The sequence below is a fragment of the Haliscomenobacter sp. genome (assembly GCF_033763495.1).
In the GTDB taxonomy this organism is placed as follows: Bacteria; Bacteroidota; Bacteroidia; order Chitinophagales; family Saprospiraceae; genus Haliscomenobacter.
Window position 1 is genome coordinate 39,855 of record NZ_JANRKL010000097.1, and the last position, 25,813, is coordinate 65,667.

Here is a 25,813-nt window from a genome sequence, read left to right on the forward strand (position 1 = left end):
AATTCACAACCAATCAAACTATGAAAAACATTCTTTTAACCCTCATCGCTTGCTGCGCTTTTGCGTTTTTTTCCCAAACCCTGCAAGCCCAAAGCATCTCCGACGCCGATCAAAAAGGCATCATGGCCAACTACAATGGTTTTTCAGCGGCCTTTGGAAAAATGGATATGTCAGGTATTGAAGCCCTGCTCACCGAAAATGTAGATCAAATCACCCCTGACGGGAGCATTACCCGGGGCCGCTCCAGTGTGGTTGCCAACATGAAGGGGTATATGGAATTCCTGAAAGGTTTGCCTAAGCCGGACAAGGTTGAAGTCAAACTCGTTGGCATGCAAAGCCGCTATCTAGGACCTGGTTTGATATTGACTACCTACACCGAGGAAAAGAGCATCAGTTTTGGCAGCCAAACGAAAGTAGAAAAAACAACTACGGCAGTGATACTCAAAAAAATGAACGACAAATGGCTGCTTGATCTCATCGCACTCACCCCCGTGGTAAGCGGGCCTGAAATGGGAAAATAAGCGATTAGCTTAGCTCTAAGAAATGAAAGGGAAGCTGCCTCAGTGGTGGCTTCCTTTTTGTGCATAGTAGAGTCGGCTCAAGATTGCCCCTCAAACCCATCCCGTATGGCCGCTTCAAGTACATCCAGCTTGATGTCTTTTAGCGCTTTAAACTTAATGCAATACCCGGTCACGCTGGCTTTGCCAATGCTTTCTCCGTAGGTGCTGGCCAGATAGGTCTTGTCTTTGAGGCCCATGATGTAGACCGAGATGCCAGTGGTGTTGGCACTCAAACCAATTTGATAAAACTCCCTGCTGCTTCCATCGGCATATTTGATGGTATAAAATCCATAGCCGATATTGGGGTTGGCAATGGTTTTGCCTTCGCTGTTTTTACCATCGTTGTACCATACTCTACATCCTGGCGATACTTGCAGGCAAAGCTGGTGCAAGGTTTGCAGGTCACTGCGTTTTGGTTCAGGCTGGCTGGCGATGTAGGTGTCGATTTGTTCTGGTATGTTCATATTAAATTATTGGTTGCGTACTGTCAGTGTGGCACTTGTTTTTTTGCTTTGAGGATTCTTATTCGGAGTAAATGGTTATAACATCGTCACCGATAATAAAAGAGCCTTGGTAGGTTTGTCTTCGCACGATTTCCTCGCCGATAAAATTCAGCACTTCCAATCGTTTTTCGCGGGGCATACCCGTTTTGAGTTCCCATTCGTTTAATGAGGGTACCGCGACCATGGCCAAGGCCCCATATCCCATTTCCCACCACATATCGAAACTACCGACGCTGCTTTCAAAATAGATGACGCCACTGCGGCCCTCATCCACAAAGCGAAGCCTTGGGTTGCCTTCCAGTTTGGGTGCTGGGCTGTCTTTGCTATGGAATTTATCTACTCGGTTCACCACTTCTTTGATTCGTTCTACGAAGTTGCGCTCCACATTGAGCCATTTCATAATATCGGAAGTCGTTTTACCACCTTCAAGGTGCAAGCGGGTGAGGTCACGGAGCAGAGCCGTTCGGATTGCTTCCTCGTACTCCCGGCGATGCTTTTCAAAGGATTCCGTGGCCATTTTTTCCCCTTCTCGCTCAGCCTTAGCCCGGAGCTCCTTGGCAGCATCCAGCTCAACTTCGAGCCGTTTGCGCTCTTCTTCGAGTGCGGCGGCTCTTTGATCAATTCCTCCCAGGGCGTTTTTGATGGCTTGCTCCATCATCGTTGCAAAGGTTTCTTGTTGTTGGGCAAGGGCCACAGAGAGGCGTTTTTGTACTTCTGCTTCTATTTGTGATGATTCATCTTCCATAGGGTACTCATTGATAGCATGAAGGTAAAAATAGTGCTTTTCATCTATCCTAATTTGTAGGTAGGTGTTCAGGTAGATTGTGGGAAAATTTGAACGTTCGGGGTAAAGACCATTTGAAATCCCCAATTCGCTCATCGCACCACAATTTCATCAACAAAAACCCAGGAGCCTCCCCCTGCTGAAGGATGCCAACTAAACAGTTTTTGGGTTCCTTTGACGCCAAATTTGATGTAACGGCAAGAGCCTACGTTTTTATCAAAACTGAAACTATGCGTTACATTTTCCTTGCGTTGCTCGCCTTCAATGGTCTGCGTTTCGAGTATACGATAATTGATGCCATCTTCGGAAACCCAACACGTGACCGATTTGGGGTGTAAAATCCAGCTTTTGGGGTCATACAATGTCGAAATTTGGATGCTTTGAGGTTGTTTTAAACTTTCAAGGTCGACAACCAGCTCAAAATCCTGGGCTTCCCAACCCAGCCAATGGGCTTTGTAGTCGTTTGCCCCTTGTACACCGTTGGTCAAAATTGTCAAATCCGCCTGACTGTATGTAGGAGAAGGGCTTGGATTAGCCATCGCTTTTTTACGAAAAGCCATATTCCCGTCCACCTGCACATTGATGAATCGTTTCGTAGACTGGTAATATTCTTCGGGGCTTAAACCCGCTTCGTTGATGTTTTTTACCTCATTTTGTTTGCAAACAGTGTAAAAATCCTCGATTAGCTGTTGCATTTGGGGTTTCAAGGTGAATTTTTCACCAGATTCGGTATAAAACCCTCTTTTGCCAAACATATCACTTTTACCAATTTCCATCATCGCATATTGAATGGGCAAACGGCATACTTTTACCCGCTGCAGCAGGGTAGGCGTGTTTTTAACCGCAGCTTCGGCAGCCTCAAAATAGCGGTTGTATTCTGCCATGTTTTCAGCCGACAAGAAGGTCTTGGCGTGTGCGGTAGGGTGCCCGTAAATATCCAGCCATTCGCCCGTTTTGTTGATTTCAAGGCTTAAATGATGGATGTATTTTTGAATAAAAACCCCAGCGGCACCATAATAGCCGTTCAAAAAATCGGTCATGACCGAGTCAGCATTGATGCCTGGGTTCCACAACAAACGGGCGATTAAATAGGCTTTTAGCTCCGAAAACTCATGCCCAATACTCGCATTGGTTTGTTGAAAGTGGGCATTGACCTTGTTTTTGGTAAAAAACTGGATATTCTTTTGCAACGTGTGCAAATTGGGAAAAGGTGAGATATGGTGCGAAAAATTGACCGTATAATCCCATAAATAGATGTTTTTGCTGATTTTTCCCCAATCGTTTAGGTCTTTCAGGAACGAAACACTCCGGGGATCGTTTTCAATGTCCTTACTGCGATTGAGCTCAATGGTGCAGAGCATAATTTGCACATTGTCAGCAGGCTTAATGTGCTTTGGGGCGCGGCGTGAATATTGATAGGCCAAGGTTGAAATCATTTTATCGGGGAAAACAGCCGCTACTTTATTCACAAAATGAACAATTGGCCCCGCTGCTGAACCTTCATCAGCGGTAATTTTGGCGCATTGATCACATTGACAATACGAGAAATTATCGCCTTGACTGACCGACCACAGCGTTTTTTCGGGCTGTTTTGCCATTTCTTCCTTCAATTTTTTGATGGTCAGATCAAAAACATCGGGATTGGTCAAACACAATTGGTCGATCAAACGCTTGCCCTGCATCAAGGCAAAATATTCAGGATGCGCTTCAAAATAGGTTTCCCAAGGGACGAGGCGATTGAAGGTATGCACATAATAGCCCTTGGCAAACTCTTCGTTGTGGTCATTCAATCGTTGCCAATTGCGGTAGGCTTCATTTTGCTGCGTCATGGTTCCATTGACGATGCGAATGGTATTCATCGGATTGTCCGCTTCGCACGAAACGGGTAGTGCAATGGTCTTTCTGGGAGGCATTGTCTCCGCATTGGGCGCATACATGCGGCAGCCTAAGTGTTTTTCCAACAAATGAACGACACCATAATACGCCCCTTTTTTGCCACCATTTACCAATACAATATTGCCTTTTTGGATAGACAAAATAAATCCATCACTGATGAGTTGTTGTTTTTTTGCCTCAAAATCAGGGGTTAAATGGTTTTTAAAAGCCCCGGGTATTGTGGACACTGATGGCGCAATCAAGAAGGTGTTTTTATGGCCTGGGTTGTCTGTTCTGATAATTTTTAATTCACAACCTGCTATTTTTTTGATAGCAGCTTGTAATAAAATGGCCACTTTTTCATCGGCATCAGCGGGATTTGCCGATAGGGTGATGGAAAATTGAGGCTGCCCGTTTTTGACTAAAATGGCTTGTTTTTGGCCAAAAATGCTGGTGATATGGAGCGGGATGATAAAAACCCAGATTTTCAGGTACTTGGTCATGTTTTTCATGGGTAAACAGGTTAGATGGAGTAGGGCTAAAAAATGAAGGACTCAGGGGGTACCAAACAAAACCAGCCCATATCAAAGGTAGCGAAAGCAGTTCAGGGAAGCAACAAGTGGAAGTAAAAATACCAGGTAGAAAACTGGGCACTCCATATGTTGGGTACTGGCGGCTCGTTGAAGCTACCCCAGAACAATTGAACAACTGGTACTTGATTGCTGGAGGCTGAGATTGCTTGGGATAATTTGGATGAATTTCTCTTGTCACATAGCCCAAGTACGTATGCCTATAATGCCGTACTTGAAAAACACAATGGCCAAGACAGCCATCGAAACATAGGTCAATCTCCAAAACCATTTGCCCCAAATAGGATTGGCCAAGTTGGTCATGTTGAATGCAAAATAACCACAAATCACTCCCGCAAGGCCAAAAAACGTGGTTGCAAAAAAAATCAATAGCGTTTCGGCATTGAGATCGTTGAATTGATAAAGTAAATAACTAAACTGCTGTTTTTCAAATAATTTTGTAAAGGCGTATCCAAAAAAAGCAGTACTGACAATGGGCATAAACCTGACAAAAACCACCCTCCAGGTCAATTTTCGGCGCACTGCACCAAGCAAGGACCCCATCGCCGCAATCCCCGAAACCAGCACCAAAATCAGCATCAGGCCCAGCAAGCTGCGCCAAAACAGCCCCCAAGCATAGGAGCTTTGCTCAAAATACACCCCGGACATAGATAGCACGTTTTTGGCATCGGCATTTTTTGTAAAAGCAATGGTAGCGGCATTCATACCTTCCCGCCTGAATACCATCGGTGCTGTTTGCAACAGCTTGGTTTTCTGGCCTTCCAAGTTTTTAAAGACCAGGGTGTCGTTTTCCACATAAATTTTGAGGCCATTCCTAAATAGGTCCATCAGCCGGGCTATCTCGTTGCGGGGACTGTCGAACTGATAAAAGCCCAAGTATGGTTCAATGGCTTTGCAGTCGAGGGGCTGGTTTGGTAGTTTTTGAGGGGGGGCATTTTGCGCTACAAAATTAGCTACGAGTTCTTCTATTTTGATATTGGGATTGTTGCTATTGGACGCAATGACAAAGCCAAGGCCTAATTCGTGGTTGTACATACATTTAGAATAACAGGTGCCCAAAAGGCCATCGTGGCCCCTAAAACCATATTTGTTGTAAAAATGGGAATAGTAGTTGCCAAGGGCATAACCACTTCTTAAACCTTCTTTTACCCCCAACCAACTGTGCGGCGTTTCCATTTCGGCGATGGTTTTTTCGTCGAAAATGGGCTGGCCATTGCGTAGATACATCCGCAAGAGTTTGAGCATGTCGTCGGTATTTGACCACATTGCTCCTGTCGCTCCGCTCCCCACCGTAACCGAGGGCACCAACTCGGTTTTGCCCTTGCGAAACACATACTCTTTCACATCGTTGGGCATGCGACTAAAGGTATTGAAATTGGTCTGCTTCATCCCCAAAGGTTGTAAAATGGCTTCAGTAAGGTACTGATTGTAAGGCTTTTTGGTTATTTTTTCGATGATGTACCCTAAAATGGCGTAATTGGGGTTACTGTAAGCGTGGCGTTGGCCAGGTGGCCAGCGGCAGATCATCGAAGGCTGGTGGTATAGCATGGCAGCTTTGCCCGTGATTTCGCGTTTTTTGAGGGAGTACATTCGGTTCAGTTTGATGTCGTCAAAGCCCGAGGTGTGTTCGAGCAGATGCACCAATCGGAGCGGATGTTTGTCTTCCCAGTCGTTTTTGAACTTCAACTCGGGCAACACCTGGCTCAACTTATTGTAAATGTGTATTTTATTTTCGGTTTGGAGCTTTAAAATGCCGAGCGCCACCAACATTTTGGTGTTCGATCCCATTCTGAAAAGCGTTTGAGGATCAACCTTTCGCCGATTTTCGAGGTCGGCGTAGCCAAAATTGGCCGCAAACAGTACCGAGTCGCGTGTCGTAATGCCCACCATCAGGCCCACTATGTGTTCGGCCTGCCTTATTTTTTCGATGGTATCTCGCAGCGCAGCAAGGGTCATAGGAGGTTTGGACGGCTGGGCATAGCCCCACCATGCACTAAACAAGGCCCAGAATAGCCAGGGGAGTTTTTTCATAGCTGTTTTTTTTGAAGTATGCTGTGCGCCATAAATTTGTAAGCTTCGGAAAGTTTTTTTTAAATGCCCCAGGCTTTTACAAATACCAAACATTGAGGCACGTTCCCGTTGAACAAGGACACTACCTGCGGGCACTTCAATTAGTGCCATTGTAACCCCTTTTTATTACAAACACTCAAGTTGTTGAATTTTTGGGCCATAGTTGGGGCTTTGGAATGATTTTTTATCTTTATCCAGAACATATTTGCGGGGATAGCTCCCGAGGCAAAACGGGCTTTGGTTCCTTTGCAATATCGCTGGCTTGTTCTACTTTCGCTTTCATATAGAAACCAAAAATTATTCAAACAACATGAAAAAATTGATCCTTGTCTTCGCCTGTCTATGTGCTCTGCATGTCACGGCCTTTTCTCAGAAGGTATTTGCCGAAGATTTCCTCTTTGGGCCGATAGGCAATCTTGAGAACAATAATGGTTGGTTGAAAACTGGCATTGATTTTCCTTACAATATAAAAGTGGTCGCTCCCGGGCTTACTTACAAGGACTATGTCGGATCGGCCAGGGGCAACGCCTGCCAAATAGCCAATGCAGGCAATGGAGATGTGGTTATAAAAGATCTGGATACCGCAATTACTGCAGGGGCCGTTTATATGTCTTTGATGATTCAAGTAGACAGTTTGCCGTCGACTGTGACCGAAGGATATTGTATTTCATTCAACCCCAATACAGGTGGAACGAACCTCAACACCAGCCTGTATATTAAGCGATTGTCGGATTCAAATTTCAACCTGGGGGTACAAAAGGAAATCGGAAATACCATTGCATACGCGAGCAATACGTTTGAGCGCGGGAAAACCTATCTCGTCGTCCTGAAATATTCGATTGTCAATGGCGCCGGTAATGACGCCAGCAGCTTGTATGTGTTTACGCAAGGCGTGCCTGCGACTGAACCTGCGACGCCCGCTGCGGGTACGAATGCCGGAGGCGATTATACAGGGCAGTCTTCGGTGGTGTTGAACAACAATTATGCCCAAACAAGCATGACCGGATGCAATATTAAACTCGATGGTATCCGGGTAGGCACTTCTTGGGCTACTAGCGTTTTGGCCGTTTTGTCGTCGGTATCAGGCAAACAAACCAGGGAGTCGGTCGCCCATTCCAACTCTCCTAACCCTTTCTCTCAAAAAACGGCCATCCACTACCAAATTCCCACAAAGGGCTTGGTTCAAATCGACGTGCTGGATGCCAGCGGCCGGCTGGTTGCAGGATTATTACACGAAAAACAGGAGACTGGAGCTCATACCCTGCATTGGGATGCCTCCTCCTTGCCGCCGGGATTGTATGTCTACCGAATTTATTTCAATGGCGCAGTGTTCAGCGGGCAAATGTTTCGGCAGTGAGTGGGGAGTGGCTTCTTGGATGTTGTCATCTTGTTGATTTGTAGGGGTTTATTCCATGAATTAACTCGCATTACGCATTTTATTTGCCGCAGAGTTTCACAGAGTACACGCAGAGTTTCACGGAGTTTTTTTAGGGGCACCTGCGGTGCGGAGAGTCTACGGAGGGTCGCCTTTGCTGAAGCTAGAGCCCTCACCTTTTATCAAGTCCTATTATCCTTGGCTTGATCTTAAGCAAGATTTTCCTAACGCACAAACTCCAACCACCGCAGGTGGCAAACTCCTTAAAACTAAAAAACTCTGTGAAACTCTGCGTGTACTCTGTGAAACTCTGCGGTGAAAAACTATGGTTGAATTGAAATCAAATTATAGCGCATTGCCGCAGAACGCTTTTATGTCCTGCTGGAAGATGGCCACGAACTGGGCATTCCATATGATTGGTACTGGAGGCTCGCTGAGGCTAGGCTGGAGGAATTGAACAACTGGCCCTTGATTGCTGGCAGGCAGGGGATTTTTTGGAAGGATTTGGATGAGGATTTATCGGTGTTGGGGCTGTTGGAGGGAAGGAGGAGTGGGAAGGCTTAGAGATTGGAATTCTTCCGGTGCTAAGCAATTAAGGCCTGAAAAGCTGTTGCGCTTAACAAGTTGATATTCAAATAAGGGTATTGGTTGATAACCCTAAAATGGCCATCATTTGAAACCAGCAACTCTGCTTAGGCGACTATTGCACAATCAATAAACTTGTTATCATCAGGATCAGCCTCAATCAATTGCCAATGGTAATATTTTTGAATAAAATGCACATTGGGAAGCTCTGTAAGCAAGTCCAACACCGCTTCTGCTACTCTAATGCCCATTTCTCTTTCAATGATTTCTGCATACTAATCCAGAATATCGGAAGTTACGTACATCTGGAATTTCCCGCTCAGCAAAGCCTGCCAAATTCCATTGAAGGTGGATCGGAGAGAAATGATCACCAAAAGCACATTGGTATCAATAACAACTTTCATTGATTGTGCTTATCCTGGCTTAGGTAGGGTGTGCGCATGTGTGTGTCCAAAAATTGTTGCATGGTGTCATTGGTCCAGCCTTTTTCCTCCCACACTTGATCAACAAGTAGAGCAAGACGCCGCGCCTTAAAAGCAATGATGAGCTGCTTGAGTTCCTCTAATTCCTTTTCTTGCAAATCTTCGGTGAGCCGAAGCAATGCAAGCTGTACATCATTCAATGGAAATTGGATCGAAGTCATTGGTTTTTGCGTTGATGTACAAATTTAAGTAGATTTGAGGTAAGATGCTACTAAAATGCAAGGGTTACTTGGAGGCTGGCTGGGATAGAAAAGTTTTAAAAGTGGTATGAGTTCTTCAGCTGAATACAAACCCATCAAAGCAACCCAAGTCCGCATTGCCGCAGAGCGCTTTTATGTCCTGCTGGAAGATGGCCGCGAACTGGGCATTCCATATGACTGGTACTGGCGGCTGGCCGGGGCTAGGCTGGAAGAATTGAACAACTGGCGTCTGATCGCCGGAGGGCAGGGGATTTCCTGGGAGGATTTGGATGAGGATTTGTCGGTGCTGGGGTTGTTGGAGGGAAGGAGCAGTGGGAAGACTAAAAAGGGTTGCTTTTATCAGCAGGAATCCTTATTTTGCAAATCAAAACAGAGCAGTTTAGAAACGTTGCATAGGATAAGCCTGAATGCTTAACTAAACACACTCTGTATGCCAACAATATTCCGTAAACTAGGCTTTCGCTTTTTCTTTTACAGCAACGAAAACACCGAACCACCCCATGTTCATGTCGAAAAAGGAGATGGCTACGGTAAGTATTGGATTGACCCCGTAAAGAAAGACTACATGCACAACTTCAGCAAAAAAGAAGAAAAGCAGGCAGAGGAAATCGTAGGGGAAGAGCAGGATAACTTCAAAAAAAAGTGGTATGAGTTCTTTAGCTGAATACAAACCCATCAAAGCAACCCAAGTGCGCATTGCCGCAGAACGCTTTTATGTCCTGCTGGAAGATGGCCGGGAGTTGGGCATTCCGTATGATTGGTACTGGCGGCTCGCTGAGGCTACGCCGGAAGAATTGAACAACTGGCGCTTGATCGCTGGAGGACAGGGGATTTCTTGGGAGGATTTGGATGAGGATTTGTCGGTGCTGGGGTTGTTGGAGGGAAGGAGGAGTGTGAAACCGAGCACTCTTTTACTCTAATTCGAAGTATTCAGAACTACCTTTTTCCAAACTATAAAAATATACTTTTTCAAAAGGCAGTCCTTTGTATTTGAATCTGCAAAAGATATGTGGACAGATATAATGTTCATCACCATTAATATCATAATCCAATATATCTGAAAAATTTATTTGTCCTACTCTTGCGACCTTTACTTCTCGGAAATCTTTCCCTTCTTTTCTCTCGCCAAAATCCCACGTATTATCATCGTACACTTTAATTTCTTCAATACCAAAAATAAATTCCATTCCCTGGTAATATAAGCCTTTTATTTCTGCTCCAAACCAAGAATATTCACCATATTCATCAGCTTCATTTGCATGAGGATATTGTGTTCCATCAAATGCTCGGAGAATCATTCGTGACCTTCTTTTTCTATCTTCTGGAAAGTAATTTAACCAATCTCCAAATTCTCTCTCGATTTTCTTTTTAAGGTCTAAATTCTTCAAAAAAGATGCTTCCTTTGAATCTTGCTTTACAACAAAATGTCCAAAGTACTTTTCTATCAATTCCTTCTTATCAATTATTTTTTCTTCAATTGTATCCCAGCCCCAGTAAATAACATCAAACTCCAATTTTTTATCTTCCTTAATTAACTCACAAAATTCGTCAATATCAGGATGATCTTTATAGGTAGAGGTGAAGTACAATTTTGAAAATTTTATATTCAATCCTTTCGATATTATCTTATTTATATCTCCTTCAATATCATTCATCAATTCTCTCCTAATTTGGATTTCTCTTCTTGATAAGTCTTTCTTTTTACACTGAATCACTACATCTTTCTCAGATGAAAAAACATCAATGCCTTTTTGTTCGTGTCCTTTTCGACCAAATCTCTTGTACGTATTAGTAGAATCTATGGCATTAAACAAATCACAAACAAGTGATTCGAATCTGTCCTCATTACTTATTTGTGGTAATTGATGTGTTGCCATTGATTTTTCTTTTTTTATTAACGCCTTAACGGTTGACTTGCTGCTTTTTTCATTTCATCACTTTTACTAAGAAGTTATTTGCCTAACATTCTGTTCATCAAATTCATTATATCACTTGGAGACATATTTTGTCTAATTTGCTGCATTTTTGCCATTAAATCAGCCTGGTTTAGTGACATTGATTCAATGTTTTCCTCCTCATCTTCTTTGCCTAAAACTTTCTTTAATTCGTTGATATTTCTATCAAAATTCTCAACATCCTTCTCTTTAAAAAGGTGTCCAAAATAACTTCTAAATATCCTAACCTCCAGCAATCTTGACTCTGCCATTATGAATGTGATTTTTTTTAGCTCCTCGATTGCATTTTCTCCTTCTTTTGCTAATTCTGATAATTGCTCTCCAACACTCATTGATGCTTCTTCTATTGCCGTTTGTTTTACCTGTCTTAATAGATACATAATATTAGCATCAATTGCATTAAATTCGGATCTGTGTTCTTCACTAATTATTCCCTGAATTTTTTCTCTTTTGAACCGATGATATCTTGAAGAAAGTGACACTATTTGATTTTCCAATTCGTCATCACTAAGCAATGAAATAAATTTTTCCAATTTTTCCAGAGCTGAATCCGTCTTTCCTTGCATCAAGGCATCCTTGATATCAGAATACAATTTACTTATTTCAGAATGCTTCATTTATCTTTTTTCTTTTTGATTGCACCGAACATCAAGCCCTGACGCGACAAACGTCAAAATGAAAGATGCAATGCGGGTCTTACTTTGGCGTCTATTACACGTAAGGTCACTTTGTCTTCACCCCATTTTACTTCGTTTGTAGTCAAATAGAAAGGCTCAAATCAAAGATAACCCTATAGCCTAAAGTTTGCAAAAAAGGCACATTATATTTTCAAATCATCAATCAGATTTTTGATCCAATTCCAGCCTTTATGGATGATAGCAGTATAAATTTTCATTGATTTTGCCGTACCCATTTCCCAAAATTCCCTATTTTCCCCCCTCCAAAAAACCAAAAAAAACATGCACCACCACCTCACCTTGTTCCTTCTAATTCTGGTCACCACTCTCTCCGCCCAAACCTTCTCCAACCTCCCCTTCCGCTACCTCGGCGTCGACGGCAACCGCGCCTCCGCCGTCATCGGCGAGCCCGGCAACCCCATGGTCGCCTACGTCGGTGCAGCCTCCGGAGGCATCTTCAAAACCGAAGACGGCGGCCTCAACTGGCGGCCTATCTTTGACGATCAGGACGTAGCCGCCATTGGTTCCCTGGCCCTGGCCCCCAGCAATCCCAATCAGGTCTGGTGTGGCACGGGGGAAACTTTCGTTATCCGCCCCGCGCACCCTTTGGGCAATGGCGTGTACAAATCCTCCGATGCAGGTAAAACCTGGAAGCATTTGGGCCTGGAAAAAACCGGGCGCATTGGGCGCATTGTGGTACACCCTATGGATACCAACACCATCTACGTCGCCGCTCTGGGCAATACCCATGCGCCCCAGCAGGAGCGCGGCGTGTACAAAACCAGCGATGGCGGCAAAAACTGGGCTCGGGTCTTTTTCCTGAACGAGTCCACGGGTTGCAACGAGATCGAGATTGATCCCAACAACCCCAATATCCTTTTCGCCGCCATGTGGCAGGTCGACATCAAAACCTGGGGCCTCAACTCCGGCGGTGCCTCCAGCGGCATTTACCGCTCCACCGATGCGGGCAAAACCTGGGAATCCATGAGTACTCGCGGCATAGCTTCTGGTGCCGAAAACCCCGTGGGCAAAACCTCGGTGTGCATTGCACCCAGCAATTCCAATGTGGTGTACGCCCTGGTTGAAGACAAAGAACCCATCCTCTACCGCTCCGACAATGGGGGCAATGGCTGGACACGGGTAAGAAGAGACCATTCCATGGCCCAGCGCGCGCCCTACTACACCCGGGTGCGGGTTTCCACGGGCAATGCCGACGAGGTGTACACCATCTGCGTCAACATCTCCAAGTCCAAAGACGGCGGCAAATCCTGGGTCACCGGCGAAGGTAGTCCCTGGGCGATGGGCGGCGATTGCCACGACATGTGGTTTGACCCCAAAAATCCCAATCGCCAGATGGTGGCCCACGATGGCTGCATGAACATGACCCTGAATGGCGGCAAAACCTGGAGAAACATCAACCTGCCCATCGCCCAGCTTTACCACGTGGCGGTCGACAGCATGATCCCATACCACGTGCTCGGCAATCGCCAGGACGGCTATTCCTATTACGGGCCCAGCAACAGCCGCAGCGGGGGCATCCCCACCAGCGCCTGGCAATTCGTGGGTGGTTGCGAGTCGGGTTTTGCCCAGGTGGATCCCTTCAATCCCAATATCGTCTGGTCGGGTTGCTACGATGGCGGCCTGGATGTGACCGACCTGCGCACGGGCATCGCGCGCGACGTACGCCCCTGGCCTGAAACCCAATACGGTTGGAACCCCCAAAACGTAAAATACCGCTGGCATTGGAACTTCCCCATGGTGCTCTCGCGCCACCGCCCGAACACAGTGTGGGTGGGCAGTCAGTACATCCACCAGACGACCAATGGCGGCCAGTCCTGGCAAGTCATCAGCCCGGATCTGATCACGGCTGACCCCAAAAAAATGGACAACTCCGGCGGCATCGCCTACGACAACCTCTACACCTGGGATGGCTGCACTACGCTGAACATGGCCGAATCGCCGGTCAAAGAAGGCATCCTTTGGGTGGGCACCAACGACGGCCTCCTGCACCTCACCCGCGATGGCGGTAAAAGCTGGGAAAACCTGACTAAAAACATCCCCGGCTTGCCCGCTGGCGGTACCGTTTCCTGCATCGAACCCTCCAATTTTGAGGCCGGAACCTGCTACGTCTCCTACCGCTTTTTGTACGTGGGCAATACCCAGTCCTACATCTTCAAAACCAGCGATTACGGTAAAACCTGGACCAAGATCATCGGTGATTTGCCCCAAAATCAATCCAGTACCGTCTTCCAAATCCGCGAAGACCCGGCCATGAAAGGCCTCTTGTACTGCGGCACCGACAACGCGCTCTACTTTTCGCCCAACGATGGCAAGACCTGGCAACGCCTGCGCAACAACCTGCCTCCGGTGGCGATATACGGCATCGCCATCCAAAAACACTTTGGCGATTTGGTACTGGGCACCTACGGTCGGGGCTTCTACATCCTGGATGACCTGACGCCCATCCGCGAATTCAGCGCTGAGGTGCAAAAGGCTGAAAGCCACCTGTTTTCCCTACGGCCTGCGTATCGTTTCCAGCGCGTGTTGGGCACCCATGCGGACGGCGACTCTTTTTCGGGACAAAACCCCACTTATGGCGCCTTGGTCAATTATTACCAAAAAGACACGCTGCAAAAAGCTCCGGAGTTGCTGGTGCTGAGCATGCAGGGCGACACCTTGCGCAAGTTGCGTACCGTTAACAAAGCGGGTATCCAACGCACCAGCTGGGACTTGCGCCCGGAACCCGCTCGTTTGCCCAAGTTGCGCACCAAACCCCGCGACAAGGATTGGGTGGAATTGGACAAAAACGGCGAACGCAGCATCTATCCCTGGGACTTGGACATGCAGCCGGGTATGAACGCTCCACTGGTGCCAGCGGGCAAATACCGCGTGGTGTACATTGCCAATGGTAAAAAACAGGAGCAAATCCTGGAGCTGCGCAACGACCCGAACGTAAAGGGCAATGACGCCGACATCCAAAAACAATTCAGCTTTGGCCTGCAATTGAACCGCGACCTCAAAGCCACGGTGAAATTGATTGAAGACATCGAAAAACAACGCGCTGACCTACAGAAAGCCAGCGCCCGGGAAAAATCGGCAGATGCCAAAAAAGACTTGATCGACCTGGAGGAGCAATTGTACCAAATTGAAAGTGGCTTGCTCGACTTGAAACAAACGGGTGCCCGGCAGGACAATTTCCGCAATCCGGTGGGGGTGCTGGAGCGTTTCCTGGCCATCGGCAAGGAGCTATTGGTTTCCAGTGGTGATCACCCGCCAACGGATCAGCAGGTGGAGGTGCACCAATTGACCAAGGGGAAATTGGAAGCTGCGCAGGCGGCTTATCAGGGGGTGTTGAACTCGGCGGCGTGGAAAAAGGCGGTGTGGAAGAAGCCGTAATGTTGAACGGAATCCTACGCTGGCAATTTAACCGCTATACAGATAAATTAACCTTGGGAATTTTTTTATTTAAGCGTAGCCAGCTAAATTTGGAAACATGGTAAGAAACAATACCTGCACCTACCAAAACCGATCAACATGAAATTTTTTCCTATTTTCCTAAGTCTCTCATTGCTAGGCAACTGCCTTGTGCTTGCTCAAACCGGCATCCCGGTTCCGCAGTTGTCCAATTGTGACCAGTTGGTCAATAATTTTCTTACAAAATACAGTATTCCTGGCGCCAGCCTGGCCATTTCCCGCAACGGAAAGATGGTTTACGCCCGGGGATTTGGATTTACCAGCGAAAGCAAAACGGAGATGGTACAACCCGGTAGCCTCTTTCGGATTGCCAGTGTGTCCAAACCCATTACAGCTATTGCCATTATGAAATTAGTGCAAGATGGTAAGCTGAAATTGGACGATAAAGTTTTTGGCACCAATGGCATCCTAGGCAAGGACACGTATTTGTCAAAAGCCAATGTAAGTGATGCCCGGATCAACAGCATCAACATCCAACAATTGTTGGAACACAGTGCGGGCTGGGATCGGGATATCGATTGCACGCCTAACCCGGTTACTCCTTATCCGTACAACCTCAATTCTTGTGACCCCATTTCTTTTCCCCTTCATGTCACTAAAACCTTGGGGGAAAACAATCCTGTTAACGAGCGAATGTTGATCCGTTTTGTGCTGGAAAAAGGGCTAAACTTTGCCCCGGGCACCAAATACGCCTACTCAAATATGGGCTACCTGGTTCTTGGCTTGGTGATTGAACAAATTACAGGAAAAACGTATGAAGCTTATTTAAAACAAGACATTTTAGAACCCCTGGGAATTTTTGACTTACACCTTGGAAAAAACCTGCTGAAGGACAAACTCGAACGAGAAGTTGAATACAGTTCTCCTTATACTACCCTTTCCCTTTATGGCAATGGAACCAATGTTCCCTGGCAATACGGAGGCTGGAACCTGGAAGCCATGGATGCTCACGGAGGCTGGGTAGCAACTGCGCGTGATTTAGTCAGGCTATTGGTGGCAGTGGATGGTTTCGCCAGTAAACCAGATATCCTTAACTCCAGCAGCATAAGCAATATGGTCAAACCTGCGACTACTTCCAGCTTTTATGCCAAGGGTTGGCAAGTGAACAACAACAACAACAACTGGTGGCATACGGGAAGCCTTGATGGTACAGCTAGCATCATTGTGCGCAGCAGCGGGGGATTTACCTGGGCATTGTTGATGAACAAACGAGTGGACGGCAACAATCAATTCTGGACCGATCTGGATAACCTACCCTGGAATTGTATTACCGGTATTGGTTCTTTCCCAAGTTTCGATTTGTTGGCAGCACCCATTCAAGCTGCTAAAGACCTTCGCCTGACCCAAAATGCTGGCTCAAAAGTTACCCTGGAATGGGAGAAGGGCTCAGGCACTCGACGTTTGTTGGTGTTGCGCAAAGGGAACACCTTAGGCAATTTTCCTGTGGACGGAACAAGTTACCTTGCTGATTCAGCATTCCAAAAAGGGAGTAAGTTGAGCACGGACGCATTTGTGGTGTACAATGCAAATGGGAACAAAATTAACGTCAGCGGCCTGGAGCTCAATACGACCTATACTGCCCGTCTGTTTGAATATACCCAAAATGCGGAGTCGGGAGATGCCCCGCTCTACCTGTTGGGCAAAAGCCCGATTTTGACCTTTACCACCTCGGCCATTGTAAGTAGCACCTATGATTTGGGTGGAAAGAGCCTCAAGCTGTACCCCAATCCAAGCCAAGGTGAAATGTGGCTAGAGATGCTGGAAGAAAAGAACTTGCTGTTGGAAATATTTTTATCGAATGGCCAAAAAGCCTGGACTCAACAGATCAAAACTATGCCACAAGGGCAATACCCAATACCCATTAATCAGCTTCCCAAGGGGATGCTGTTGCTTAAAGTAACGGATTTGGAACAGGTGGGGCGGCCTAGCATTGGGCATCGGATTATTCATCGGTAATGAGCCCTACCTCAGAAAAACCTTCCACACCTTTTTCGCCAATTCTCCTGCTCTACCTGGAGGAGCAATTGTAGCAAATGGAAAGGGAGGCATCGGGTTTTAAAATAGTACATAATTATTCAGGATAAATGGCTCGGATTACCTTCGGTATTGATCATTTTTTACAAACACCACCAGCCAAAAACCAACGCTGGGGGCTCGTCACCAATGACGCCGTTTTTACCCGCGATTTTATCCCCGTCCGCCAAGCTTTATTGAACCATGGCTTCCAACTCGTCCGTCTCTTTTCCCCCGAGCATGGCCTGCAAGTTGTTGGTGCGGATGGCGCCTTGATGGCCCACCAAACCGACGCATTAACCGGTTTACCCGTATTCAGTCTTTACAGCGATAACCTGCGCCCACCTGCCGAAGTTTTGCAAGACCTGGATGGCATTTTATTTGATTTACCTGACATTGGGGTACGCTTTTACACCTACATCTGGACCCTTTCCTACGTGATGGAGGCTTGCCATGCAGCCCGGGTGCCATTGGTTGTTTTGGATCGCCCCAATCCCCTTAGCGGCAATCTCGCCCTTGCCGAAGGCCCGATGCTGGATGAAACCCAGGCTGCCTCTTTTATTGGTCGTTGGGGTATCCTCATTCGCCATAGCCTGAGCATTGGCGAATTGGCTTTGTTTTGGCAAAAAGAGCGTTTTGGTGAGGGGCTAGATTTGAAAGTATTTACTGCCCAAAACTGGGATCGCCAGCAATTTTTCAAGGATTTGGGCTTGCCTTTTGTGCCCAGTTCGCCCGCTATTTCTAGCATGGAAACTTTGTTGACCTACCCGGCTTTGTGCTTTTTGGAAGGGTTGAATGTGAGTGAAGGACGGGGCACTGCCTTCCCTTTTCGGGTATGTGGCGCACCTTGGGTGGATGGTTTGGTGTTGGCTAAGGCTTTTAATGACAGCGGCTTGGAGGGGGTGAAGGCCCGACCCTTTTCGTTTATTCCAAGTGAAGGTTTTTACAAAAATCAAAGCTGCCAAGGTATTATGTTGCATGTGCTGGATGCCCCTGTTTTTCGCCCGGTTTATGTGGGTTTATTCCTGGTGGGCTTGTTGAAAAAACTGTATCCTGAACAACTCCAATGGGCAAATTATCCCACCCATGTCAATAAAACCGGAGCAAGGCATTTTGATTTGTTGACGGGTACGCCGAGGGTGCGTGAGGCTTTGGAGGCGGATGTGGATAGGTTTTTTAGTCAAATTGGGGATTTGACGGGAGTGGGAGATTGGAGAGAGAGGACGGAAGCATTTTTACTTTATTAATAACTTACATTACGCATTTTTCACCGCAGAGTTTCACAGAGTAAGCGCAGAGTTTCACAGAGTTTTTTTAGGGCACCTGCGGTGCCAAGAGGCCTCAGAGGTCGCCTTTGCTGAAGACTGGCCGTTAGTCGTTATCAAATCCATTACACTTGATCTTAAATAAGATTTTACTAGACCAACTACCTCCAGCCACCGCAGGTGGCAAACTCCTTAAAACTAAAAAACTCCGCGAAACTCTGCGCTTCCTCTGTGAAACTCTGCGGTGAAAAATGCGTAATGTGAGTTGATAATCCAAACCTACTGTTGCTGAAAAACCTCCCACGCCTTCCTCGCCAATTCCTCCGTCAATTTTTCCACATAAAAACTCCCCGCCGCCGGGTCCTGCACCTTATCCAGGTAGCTTTCCTGGCGCAACAGGTGCTGCACATTGCGCGCGATGCGCCGGGAGAATGGGGTAGGGGACTCGCCTGCGCCCACATTAGAAGGCAGGACGTACAATTCCTGGGCGCCGCCAATGATGGCTGACATGGCTTGTGTAGCCGCCCGAATCATATTCGTATTGGCATTTTCATCTTGTGAATCCGGGGCGAAGTGAGCGGCGATGGCTATACTCGGTTTTTGCACACCATAGGCTTTGAGTACATTGAACCAGAGGATGTACAAAGCTCGCAATTTGGCAATTTCTACAAAATAACTTTTGCCTATGGCCACCTTAAACAGGATGCTTTGCGCTACGGTGTCCAACTCCGTACTTGAAGCTGCCGCGAGGTAAGCCTCCCCTACCTGCAACAGGCCCGCTAACTCTTGTGCACTCGCCGTATGCCCCTGGTGCAAGGTCAAGCCATTGACCACGCCGAGTTGGAAACAGGGCAAATCCTTTTGCAGTGCAGCAACAGAAACGGCGGTTTGGCCAAAATCGACCGAGCCGTGCAGTTTTTCAAGTTCAAATCCTTGTCCAATAAAGTAGCGTTGCAGCCCCTCCAGAAAAGTACTGGGCTCTTGATTTATGCCACTCAAAACCAGATTCAGCGTAATGTATTCCAGCTGTACGTTTTCCAATAAAACTGTCCAATCCTCAGTACCCATCGGGCTGCTGAGGTGCAACTCCAAGGCCTCCACACCACCCTCCAGCGCCACCAGTATCTCCTGATTGCCCAACTGGAGTTCAGTAATTTCCAATGACTCACCAATGGCCCAAGCGGCTTTTTCCTGCCCGGCCAGCAAGGGCAAGCGCTGGGGGAAATACTGATCGGGATGGTAAAAGGGATCGACTACAATGTCATCACCCAGGTGCCATTGTAGGTCGGTCCAGGGCTTGCCTTTGAGGTCTTTTTCGAGTTGTTGGCGCCAATCGGCGTAGTAGGTTTCTGGAAACATGTCGTGGACCTTGAGGAATGACGAATGACGAATTCACAGGGCAGCGCACCAAATTCGTCATTCGTCACTCGGATTATTCGTCATTCAATTAAAATTCGCCTATTGCAAAATCATTTTTCTTCTTCATCCAGCGCCCCCGTGTAAAGTCGGGGAAAGTTTGAGCGGAACTACCCGTAGCAATACTTGCTTCCGACAGCGGAGTAATTGCCAGCCAGCTCGCCGCGTCGTATACGTCGATTTGGGCTGGAGCATTTTGTTTCACACACTCGATGAAAGAGTTGAGCACAAAAAAGTCCATGCCGCCGTGGCCTGCCCCTTGAGCGTCGTTTTCGTAACGCTTCCAAAGGGGATGATCGTACTTGCTGAGGTAACCATCCGCTTTTTCCCAGGCGTGGGCCTTGGGGCTGGTGCCTTCAAGGTAAAGCGATTGGTTGACGTCCATCCAAATCCCCTTGGTTCCTTGCACCCGGAAACCGAGCGAGTAGGGCCGGGGGGAGTTGGTATCGTGACTCAAAATTATGGTTTCCCCATTATTGCATTTGATGACACTTGTCACTATATCGCCTAATTTCCATTCGAGGTTGGCGTTGGGGTGATTGGGGCCACCTTTGGGGTGTTTAGCCACGTATTCGTTCAGAGCGCGCGGCTTGGAAGCGGTGGAAGTCAGGTGCACGAAGCGATTGCCCCGATTGATGTCGACCATCTTGGCTACCGGGCCGATGCCGTGGGTAGGGTAGAGATCGCCGTTGCGGTGCAGGGAGTGGGTGGTGCGCCATTTAGCCTCGCTGAAGCCTTTGTCTCCAAATTCCACCCCACCACCATAAGGATTGACGCCGTCGTTGAATTTGACCTCTCGAAGGTCGTGCTGGTAACCTCCTTCGAGGTGCAGGATTTCGCCGAACATATCCTGCCGAACCATGTTCATCACCGCCATGATGTCGCGACGGTAGCAGACGTTTTCGAGGAAAAACAGGTGTGTCCCGGTTTCTTCGTGGGCATTGACCAATTCCCAACATTCATCGAGGGAAAAACCGCCACAGACCTCGCTACCGACATAAATGCCCCTTTTCATACAAGCGATCGACTGCTCGGTATGCCACTCCCAAGGCGTAGCGATGATGACCGCGTCCAGCTTTTGTTTGTCCAACATGCGCAAGAAATTCCGCTCACCTTTTTCACCATAAGCCGCAGCCGCCGGTTTCCCCGCTTTGCTGATCATTTTTTGTGTTTCTGCAATAGCTCTTGGATCGATGTCACAAATGGCCACTACTTCACAATCTTTGCGGAGGAGCGCAAGTTCTACGTGGTCGCGGCCACGCAAACCCGTGCCGATAAAACCGATGCGGACTTTATCGACCAGGGGGCCTTGGCGGAGAATCGGCGCACCGATAATTTCAGTATTGGGCAGGAATCCTGCACCAGCCGCCAGTGAAGACATTTTGAGAAACTTGCGGCGCGATGTTGTTGATGACATGGTCAGAGCCTATTTTTTGCTAGAGAATAAATGAATTCAATTAAAGTCTGGGTAAAAATAAACGCAACACTGCAATAATTGGCTTTGAATCCCAAAAGCTTTACCGCCCTCTAAAGAAAAGTTTTCCACCTGCAATGATTTTTTACTTGATTCGAACTTTTTTTCCCACCAATCGTTATCTTTGTGTCAGTTTTCAATAAGATTAGATTCAATCTAAATAAACTTAGATTATGACCAAGGATACACGCCGCGTGTACGTGGACAACAACGCTACAACTCCCACCGATCCACGGGTAGTAGAGGCAATGTTGCCCTACTTTTATCAGATGCCGGGGAATGCGGCGAGTCGTAACCACCCTTTTGGTTGGGAAGCCGAGGAAGCAGTAGATTATGCTCGTGAACAGCTCGCTTCGCTGATCAATGTTGATCCTAAAGAAATTATTTTCACCTCAGGAGCAACCGAGTCCGACAACCTGGCGATCAAAGGGGTGTTCGAGATGTATGCCAGTAAAGGCAACCACATCATTACGGTCACAACCGAGCACAAAGCGGTGTTGGATACTTGTAAAAAATTGGAGAAAGAGGGAGCTGAAGTAACTTACCTCCAAGTCAATTCCGAAGGTTTGATCGACCTGGCCGAGTTGGAAGCAGCCATCAAACCAAGTACCATTCTGGTATCGGTTATGTGGGCCAACAACGAAACCGGGGTAATTCAACCCATGAAAGAAATTGGCGAAATTTGCGCCCGCAAAGGTGTTTTGTTCTTCAGTGATGCAGTACAGGCAGTGGGTAAAATTCCGGTTAATCCGAAAGAAACCGGAGTACACCTGATGGCCTTTACTTCACATAAAATGTACGGCCCCAAAGGTGTAGGTGCCTTGTACGTGAGCCGCAAAAACCCACGCGTAAAAGTAACTGCTCAAATGGACGGTGGTGGCCATGAGCGCGGCATGCGTTCCGGTACCTTGAACGTACCTGGTATCGTTGGTTTTGGCAAGGCCGCTGAAATCGCCAAAGCAGAAATGCACCAGGATGCCGAACGCCTGAGCAAAATGCGCGACCGTTTGGAAAAGGCTTTCCAGGACAATCTGGAAGAAATCTACGTGAATGGTAGCCGCCAAAGCCGGATGCCCCACGTAACCAATATCTCCTTCAAACACGTAGAAGGAGAGGGTTTGATGATGACTTTTAACCAAAACATTGCTCTTTCTTCGGGTTCTGCTTGTACATCGGCTTCCTTGGAGCCCTCTTATGTACTGGTAGCACTGGGATTGGGAGATGATTTGGCGCACTCTTCACTGCGCTTCAGCCTTGGGCGTTTCACCACGGAAGAAGACATCGACTACGTGATTGAAAAAGTGAGCGAAGGGGTAAACCACATGCGCGACCTGAGCCCAATCTGGGAAATGTACAAAGAAGGCATTGATCTTAACTCCGTTCAGTGGAGCGAACATTAAGGGTGATAAACAAATTTTGCCCACTACATTAACTATAAAAAACGCTATAATCATGGCATACTCCGATAAAGTCCTCGAACACTTTCAACATCCACGCAACGTAGGAACTTTGGACAAAAGTAAATCTACTGTAGGCACTGGTTTGGTTGGCGCACCCGAATGTGGTGACGTAATGCGTTTGCAAATTGAAGTAGACCCCAGCACCAGCACCATCGTGGACGCTAAGTTCAAAACCTTTGGTTGTGGCTCGGCAATTGCTTCTTCCTCATTAGCCACTGAGTGGTTGAAGGGAAAAACCATCGACCAGGCTTTGACCATCGACAACATGACCATCGTGGAAGAGCTGGCTTTGCCACCTGTTAAAATTCACTGTTCAGTATTGGCTGAAGATGCCATCCGCAGTGCGATTGCTGACTACCAGCAAAAAAACGGCATCGAAGTAGCGGTTGCTGAAAAAACACACTAAGAATATGCTTTTTGTAGCAGATAGCGCCAAAGAAAGAATTACAGAAATTCGCTCACAAGGTAAGTTGAGTGAAGACTTCTTTGTGCGGGTATCGGTTACCAGTGGCGGTTGTTCTGGCTTGAGTTACAATATGGACTTTGATAACGAATCCAAGCCCAACGATCAGGTCTTTGAGGACAACGGGGTCAAAGTGGTAACTGATCTGAAGAGCTTTTTGTACCTCTTCAATTCTACCCTCGAGTTTTCGGGCGGCCTGGAAGGAAAGGGTTTCTTCTTCAACAACCCCAATGCTGCTCGTACCTGCGGGTGCGGAGAGAGCTTTGCGGTATAGTTGAAAAGTTTATGGTTGGAAAGTTGAAATGAACGGTCACTGAGCGTAGTCGAAGTGCCCATCATTACAACTTTTCAACCATAAACTTTTCAACTACTTCAGTACTTTATTCACCACATACACCATTCCCTCCGGCGTTTCAAAGCTGGAGATTACTTTGGCTTCGCCAAAAGACAACACATTGGATTCCATTTTGACTGGAATACTATTGCCCTCCAATGTAGTTACGGTTCCCATACCTTGCAATTTCTTAGGGCTCAGTGGCAGATTCAGTACATGGCGTTTGAGCATGGACAGCTGAGCTGAACTTTGTTTGGGGTCCATCAATTCCATCAACGCTTGGCCGCCCAATTGATTGTAAGCCTCATCAGTAGGTACAATCAGGGTACCCTTCTGTTTGAAACCTAACAATTGGGTGCTTCCTCCGGCATTGAGCAGCAGCATTTGGTAAGTTGTTGTATTGCCTACTTTTTTGAGTGCGGCAGTAAAATCCTCCATTTGGGGCAAACCTGCACTACTGCCACAAGCAGTGAAAAACAGCAGGAGAGCCCCGAGGATCAGGGTGGAAAAATTGCGCATAAATCGATCAATTTAAAATAGTTCTTTCATCCAAAACCGCAAAGGTTTTGGACTTTCTACTTCTTCAGTCAGGTCTTTCCAACTCATATAACAAACCATGTCGGTTTCCTGAAAGCCACGTCGCCGCCAAAAATGATTAAGCGGAACGTAATCCGCTGGGCGTAAGGGATGATCGGGGGCTCGTTCGACCCCACAAAAACAAACCCATTGGAAGCGTTGTAAACTGCGGGCTTTGCGTTCGCGGTGTTCAAAAAAGCCAACGCCTATGCCTTTTCGCCGATACTCAGGCTGCAAAACCGATTCGCCGTAATAGTAGATTTTTTTGACATCCAAGCCTTTTTCCAAAAACGGTTTTTGCACCGATTCGGGCTCGTTTTCCAGCGGAATACAAGTTGACGCGCCGATGACCTTGTCCCCATCCCTGGCGATTACAATGGCTGCTTCTGGCGCATTCAGGTAGCTACGCAGGTATTCGCGTTCGTATTCCATGTGGCCTTCATAAAGGTAGGGATAAGCCCGAAAAACTTCGATGCGCAAACGAGCAACATCTTCCAGGTAAGGCGCAAGACCGGCTCCGGAATAGGTGTGGAGCGTAATTGATGTGTCGATCATTTAGGGAAAAAATATGGTTAATATGGGATTGAAAAAAAATGATTGTCAGAGATTTAAAGCAATTAACGATTTTGCATGAGGCTCTTTTGAGTTCTACAGTCGTAACTCAAAAAATAAAATTATCAATAGCTTGATAATCAACTCGCCTCAAATCTATTCACGAATTACTCAAAGGATCATCCAGATCCAACTCCACCTCCAGCGGTAACTTCAACTTTTCAGTTGCATCCAGATGATATAGGTCTTTGCGGCGATCTTGCAAGTTGCGTACACTACCGCGGTGGTGCAAGTTGTGTAACAATTCCAGGTTGACGTCGGTCACAATGATGGACTCGACATTGGCTGGCAATTGTGACTTGACTGCGCCTTGTGGAAAAGCATAATCGGATGGGGTGAAAATGGCCGACTCGCCGTACTGAAACTCGATGGCGCTCACCTCGGGAAGGTAACCTACGCAGCCGGAAATAGCCACATAACACTCGTTTTCAATGGCCCGAGCCTGGGCGCAATGGCGCACCCGGAAAAAACCTTCTTGTGAATCGGTTGAAAAAGGCACAAAGAGGACTTGTACTCCGGCATCGGCGTACAAACGCCCCAACTCGGGAAATTCCACATCGTAGCAGGTTTGGATGCCTACTCGGCCACAATCAGTATCAAAAACCCCCAACTTATTGCCAGGAACCATGTGCCAGGCGTGTTTTTCGTAGGGCGTAAGGTGGATTTTGAGGTATTTTTCCACACTACCGTCCCGACGGCACAGGTAAGTTGCATTGCGCAGCTCACCAGCGGGTGAAAGTTCCGGAATGCTTCCTGTAATCACATTGACCTGATAGGTATTGGCCATGCGCGAGATATCCTCCATGAGGTGGTTGGTAATCCCAGTCATGGCCACCAATCGCTCGCGCTCTTTGGGGCCTGGAAACAGGGATAGCAATGGCATGGAGAAGTACTCCGGATAGAGCACAAAATCTACACCATAATTAGCGAAAGACTGGATTTGGTGTTCGATTTTGTCAAGGAAAATTTCCACTGACGCAAAATTCCTTACCAGCCATTGGACGACCCCCAGGCGAATTTCGCCGGGTTTCAGTTCAGTAGCGTTTCTCATTCCGGATGAAAAAGACGGT

26 protein-coding genes are annotated in these 25,813 nt (G+C 47.1%); 12 read left to right on the top strand and 14 right to left on the bottom strand.

Translation table 11 applies throughout. The annotated features are described in order from the left end of the window. Positions 1–20: 20 nt before the first annotated feature. The gene (locus tag SFV55_RS10425) at positions 21–521 is read left to right on the top strand and encodes a DUF4440 domain-containing protein (protein WP_320029438.1); all 501 of its coding nucleotides are present in this window, start codon (positions 21–23) and stop codon (positions 519–521) included. Between the two features lie 77 nt (positions 522–598). Here the strand turns inward: SFV55_RS10425 and SFV55_RS10430 are convergent, their stop codons facing one another. From SFV55_RS10430 to SFV55_RS10445, 4 genes are all read right to left on the bottom strand, one after another. Continuing rightward, positions 599–1,024 (bottom strand): DUF1801 domain-containing protein, encoded by a 426-nt coding sequence (locus SFV55_RS10430; protein ID WP_320029439.1) that lies wholly within the window; start codon positions 1,022–1,024, stop codon positions 599–601. 58 nt (positions 1,025–1,082) lie between these two features. After that, positions 1,083–1,808: a hypothetical protein gene (locus SFV55_RS10435; RefSeq protein WP_320029440.1), complete on the bottom strand. Its 726-nt coding sequence runs from the start codon at positions 1,806–1,808 to the stop codon at positions 1,083–1,085. A 131-nt stretch (positions 1,809–1,939) separates the two neighbouring features. Continuing rightward, complete coding sequence (locus SFV55_RS10440; RefSeq protein WP_320029441.1) at positions 1,940–4,234, bottom strand: DUF4838 domain-containing protein; 2,295 nt, start codon at positions 4,232–4,234, stop codon at positions 1,940–1,942. A gap of 255 nt (positions 4,235–4,489) precedes the next feature. Next, positions 4,490–6,343: a serine hydrolase domain-containing protein gene (locus SFV55_RS10445; protein ID WP_320029442.1), complete on the bottom strand. Its 1,854-nt coding sequence runs from the start codon at positions 6,341–6,343 to the stop codon at positions 4,490–4,492. A 349-nt stretch (positions 6,344–6,692) separates the two neighbouring features. Between SFV55_RS10445 and SFV55_RS10450 the strand changes: the two genes are divergently transcribed. After that, a complete protein-coding gene (locus SFV55_RS10450; protein WP_320029443.1) occupies positions 6,693–7,739 on the top strand; it encodes a T9SS type A sorting domain-containing protein in 1,047 nt (348 codons plus the stop codon). Positions 7,740–8,111: 372 nt separating this feature from the next. Then, positions 8,112–8,321 (top strand): DUF2442 domain-containing protein, encoded by a 210-nt coding sequence (locus SFV55_RS10455; RefSeq protein ID WP_320029462.1) that lies wholly within the window; start codon positions 8,112–8,114, stop codon positions 8,319–8,321. A 128-nt stretch (positions 8,322–8,449) separates the two neighbouring features. On the opposite strand, the gene SFV55_RS10460 is transcribed toward SFV55_RS10455, so the two are convergent. Genes SFV55_RS10460 through SFV55_RS10470 form a run of 3 tightly spaced genes read right to left on the bottom strand, consistent with a single transcriptional unit; the run spans position 8,450 to position 8,985 of the window. Next, positions 8,450–8,593: a hypothetical protein gene (locus tag SFV55_RS10460; protein ID WP_320029444.1), complete on the bottom strand. Its 144-nt coding sequence runs from the start codon at positions 8,591–8,593 to the stop codon at positions 8,450–8,452. Positions 8,594–8,617: 24 nt separating this feature from the next. Further along, on the bottom strand, positions 8,618–8,746 hold the full coding sequence (locus SFV55_RS10465) for a PIN domain-containing protein (protein ID WP_320029445.1): 129 nt from the start codon (positions 8,744–8,746) through the stop codon (positions 8,618–8,620). Continuing rightward, positions 8,743–8,985 carry a hypothetical protein gene (locus SFV55_RS10470; RefSeq protein ID WP_320029446.1) on the bottom strand — a complete coding sequence of 81 codons (243 nt, stop codon included), beginning with the start codon at positions 8,983–8,985 and terminating at the stop codon, positions 8,743–8,745. The genes SFV55_RS10465 and SFV55_RS10470 overlap by 4 nt, the downstream gene beginning before the upstream one ends. Positions 8,986–9,091: 106 nt before the next feature. Between SFV55_RS10470 and SFV55_RS10475 the strand changes: the two genes are divergently transcribed. Genes SFV55_RS10475 through SFV55_RS10485 form a run of 3 tightly spaced genes read left to right on the top strand, consistent with a single transcriptional unit; the run spans position 9,092 to position 9,944 of the window. Next, positions 9,092–9,439 (top strand): DUF2442 domain-containing protein, encoded by a 348-nt coding sequence (locus SFV55_RS10475; RefSeq protein ID WP_320029447.1) that lies wholly within the window; start codon positions 9,092–9,094, stop codon positions 9,437–9,439. Positions 9,440–9,454: 15 nt separating this feature from the next. Then, positions 9,455–9,688, top strand: coding sequence for a DUF4160 domain-containing protein (locus tag SFV55_RS10480; RefSeq protein WP_013766498.1), 234 nt, complete (start codon positions 9,455–9,457; stop codon positions 9,686–9,688). Then, positions 9,672–9,944, top strand: a complete 273-nt coding sequence (locus SFV55_RS10485) for a DUF2442 domain-containing protein (RefSeq protein WP_320029448.1) — start codon at positions 9,672–9,674, stop codon at positions 9,942–9,944. Before SFV55_RS10480 ends, SFV55_RS10485 begins: the two co-directional genes overlap by 17 nt. Here SFV55_RS10485 and SFV55_RS10490 read toward each other — a convergent pair. Further along, entirely contained in the window at positions 9,936–10,901 is a 966-nt protein-coding gene (locus tag SFV55_RS10490; RefSeq protein WP_320029449.1) for a hypothetical protein, read from the bottom strand. The two genes, SFV55_RS10485 and SFV55_RS10490, sit on opposite strands and share 9 nt — an antisense overlap. A gap of 74 nt (positions 10,902–10,975) precedes the next feature. Further along, positions 10,976–11,596, bottom strand: coding sequence for a hypothetical protein (locus SFV55_RS10495; protein ID WP_320029450.1), 621 nt, complete (start codon positions 11,594–11,596; stop codon positions 10,976–10,978). Positions 11,597–11,938: 342 nt separating this feature from the next. On the opposite strand from SFV55_RS10495, the gene SFV55_RS10500 reads away from it, so the two are divergent. The 3 genes from SFV55_RS10500 to SFV55_RS10510 all read left to right on the top strand — a co-directional run bounded on the left by SFV55_RS10500 (position 11,939) and on the right by SFV55_RS10510 (position 18,390). Continuing rightward, a complete protein-coding gene (locus tag SFV55_RS10500; protein WP_320029451.1) occupies positions 11,939–15,052 on the top strand; it encodes a VPS10 domain-containing protein in 3,114 nt (1,037 codons plus the stop codon). Positions 15,053–15,190: 138 nt separating this feature from the next. Beyond that, positions 15,191–17,086, top strand: a complete 1,896-nt coding sequence (locus tag SFV55_RS10505) for a serine hydrolase (protein WP_320029452.1) — start codon at positions 15,191–15,193, stop codon at positions 17,084–17,086. 128 nt (positions 17,087–17,214) lie between these two features. Beyond that, entirely contained in the window at positions 17,215–18,390 is a 1,176-nt protein-coding gene (locus SFV55_RS10510; RefSeq protein ID WP_320029453.1) for a DUF1343 domain-containing protein, read from the top strand. Positions 18,391–18,687: 297 nt separating this feature from the next. Here the strand turns inward: SFV55_RS10510 and SFV55_RS10515 are convergent, their stop codons facing one another. Together SFV55_RS10515 and SFV55_RS10520 are read right to left on the bottom strand one after the other, a co-directional pair. Beyond that, the gene (locus SFV55_RS10515; protein WP_320029454.1) at positions 18,688–19,767 is read right to left on the bottom strand and encodes a methylmalonyl-CoA mutase family protein; all 1,080 of its coding nucleotides are present in this window, start codon (positions 19,765–19,767) and stop codon (positions 18,688–18,690) included. 88 nt (positions 19,768–19,855) lie between these two features. Beyond that, entirely contained in the window at positions 19,856–21,241 is a 1,386-nt protein-coding gene (locus SFV55_RS10520; protein WP_320029455.1) for a Gfo/Idh/MocA family protein, read from the bottom strand. Positions 21,242–21,471: 230 nt separating this feature from the next. On the opposite strand from SFV55_RS10520, the gene SFV55_RS10525 reads away from it, so the two are divergent. From SFV55_RS10525 to SFV55_RS10535, 3 genes are read left to right on the top strand one after another with little or no spacing between them, the layout of a single operon-like run. Beyond that, complete coding sequence (locus SFV55_RS10525) at positions 21,472–22,698, top strand: IscS subfamily cysteine desulfurase (RefSeq protein WP_320029456.1); 1,227 nt, start codon at positions 21,472–21,474, stop codon at positions 22,696–22,698. A 52-nt stretch (positions 22,699–22,750) separates the two neighbouring features. Continuing rightward, a complete protein-coding gene (gene iscU, locus SFV55_RS10530) occupies positions 22,751–23,164 on the top strand; it encodes a Fe-S cluster assembly scaffold IscU (RefSeq protein WP_320029457.1) in 414 nt (137 codons plus the stop codon). Positions 23,165–23,168: 4 nt separating this feature from the next. Further along, complete coding sequence (locus tag SFV55_RS10535) at positions 23,169–23,495, top strand: HesB/IscA family protein (RefSeq protein ID WP_320029458.1); 327 nt, start codon at positions 23,169–23,171, stop codon at positions 23,493–23,495. A gap of 93 nt (positions 23,496–23,588) precedes the next feature. Here the strand turns inward: SFV55_RS10535 and SFV55_RS10540 are convergent, their stop codons facing one another. The 3 genes from SFV55_RS10540 to SFV55_RS10550 all read right to left on the bottom strand — a co-directional run. Beyond that, positions 23,589–24,074: a fasciclin domain-containing protein gene (locus tag SFV55_RS10540; protein WP_320029459.1), complete on the bottom strand. Its 486-nt coding sequence runs from the start codon at positions 24,072–24,074 to the stop codon at positions 23,589–23,591. Positions 24,075–24,086: 12 nt separating this feature from the next. Next, complete coding sequence (locus SFV55_RS10545) at positions 24,087–24,686, bottom strand: GNAT family N-acetyltransferase (RefSeq protein WP_320029460.1); 600 nt, start codon at positions 24,684–24,686, stop codon at positions 24,087–24,089. Positions 24,687–24,843: 157 nt separating this feature from the next. Further along, positions 24,844–25,813, bottom strand: a 970-nt coding sequence (locus tag SFV55_RS10550) for a carbon-nitrogen hydrolase family protein (RefSeq protein ID WP_320029461.1), incomplete at its 5' end; no start/stop codon positions are given.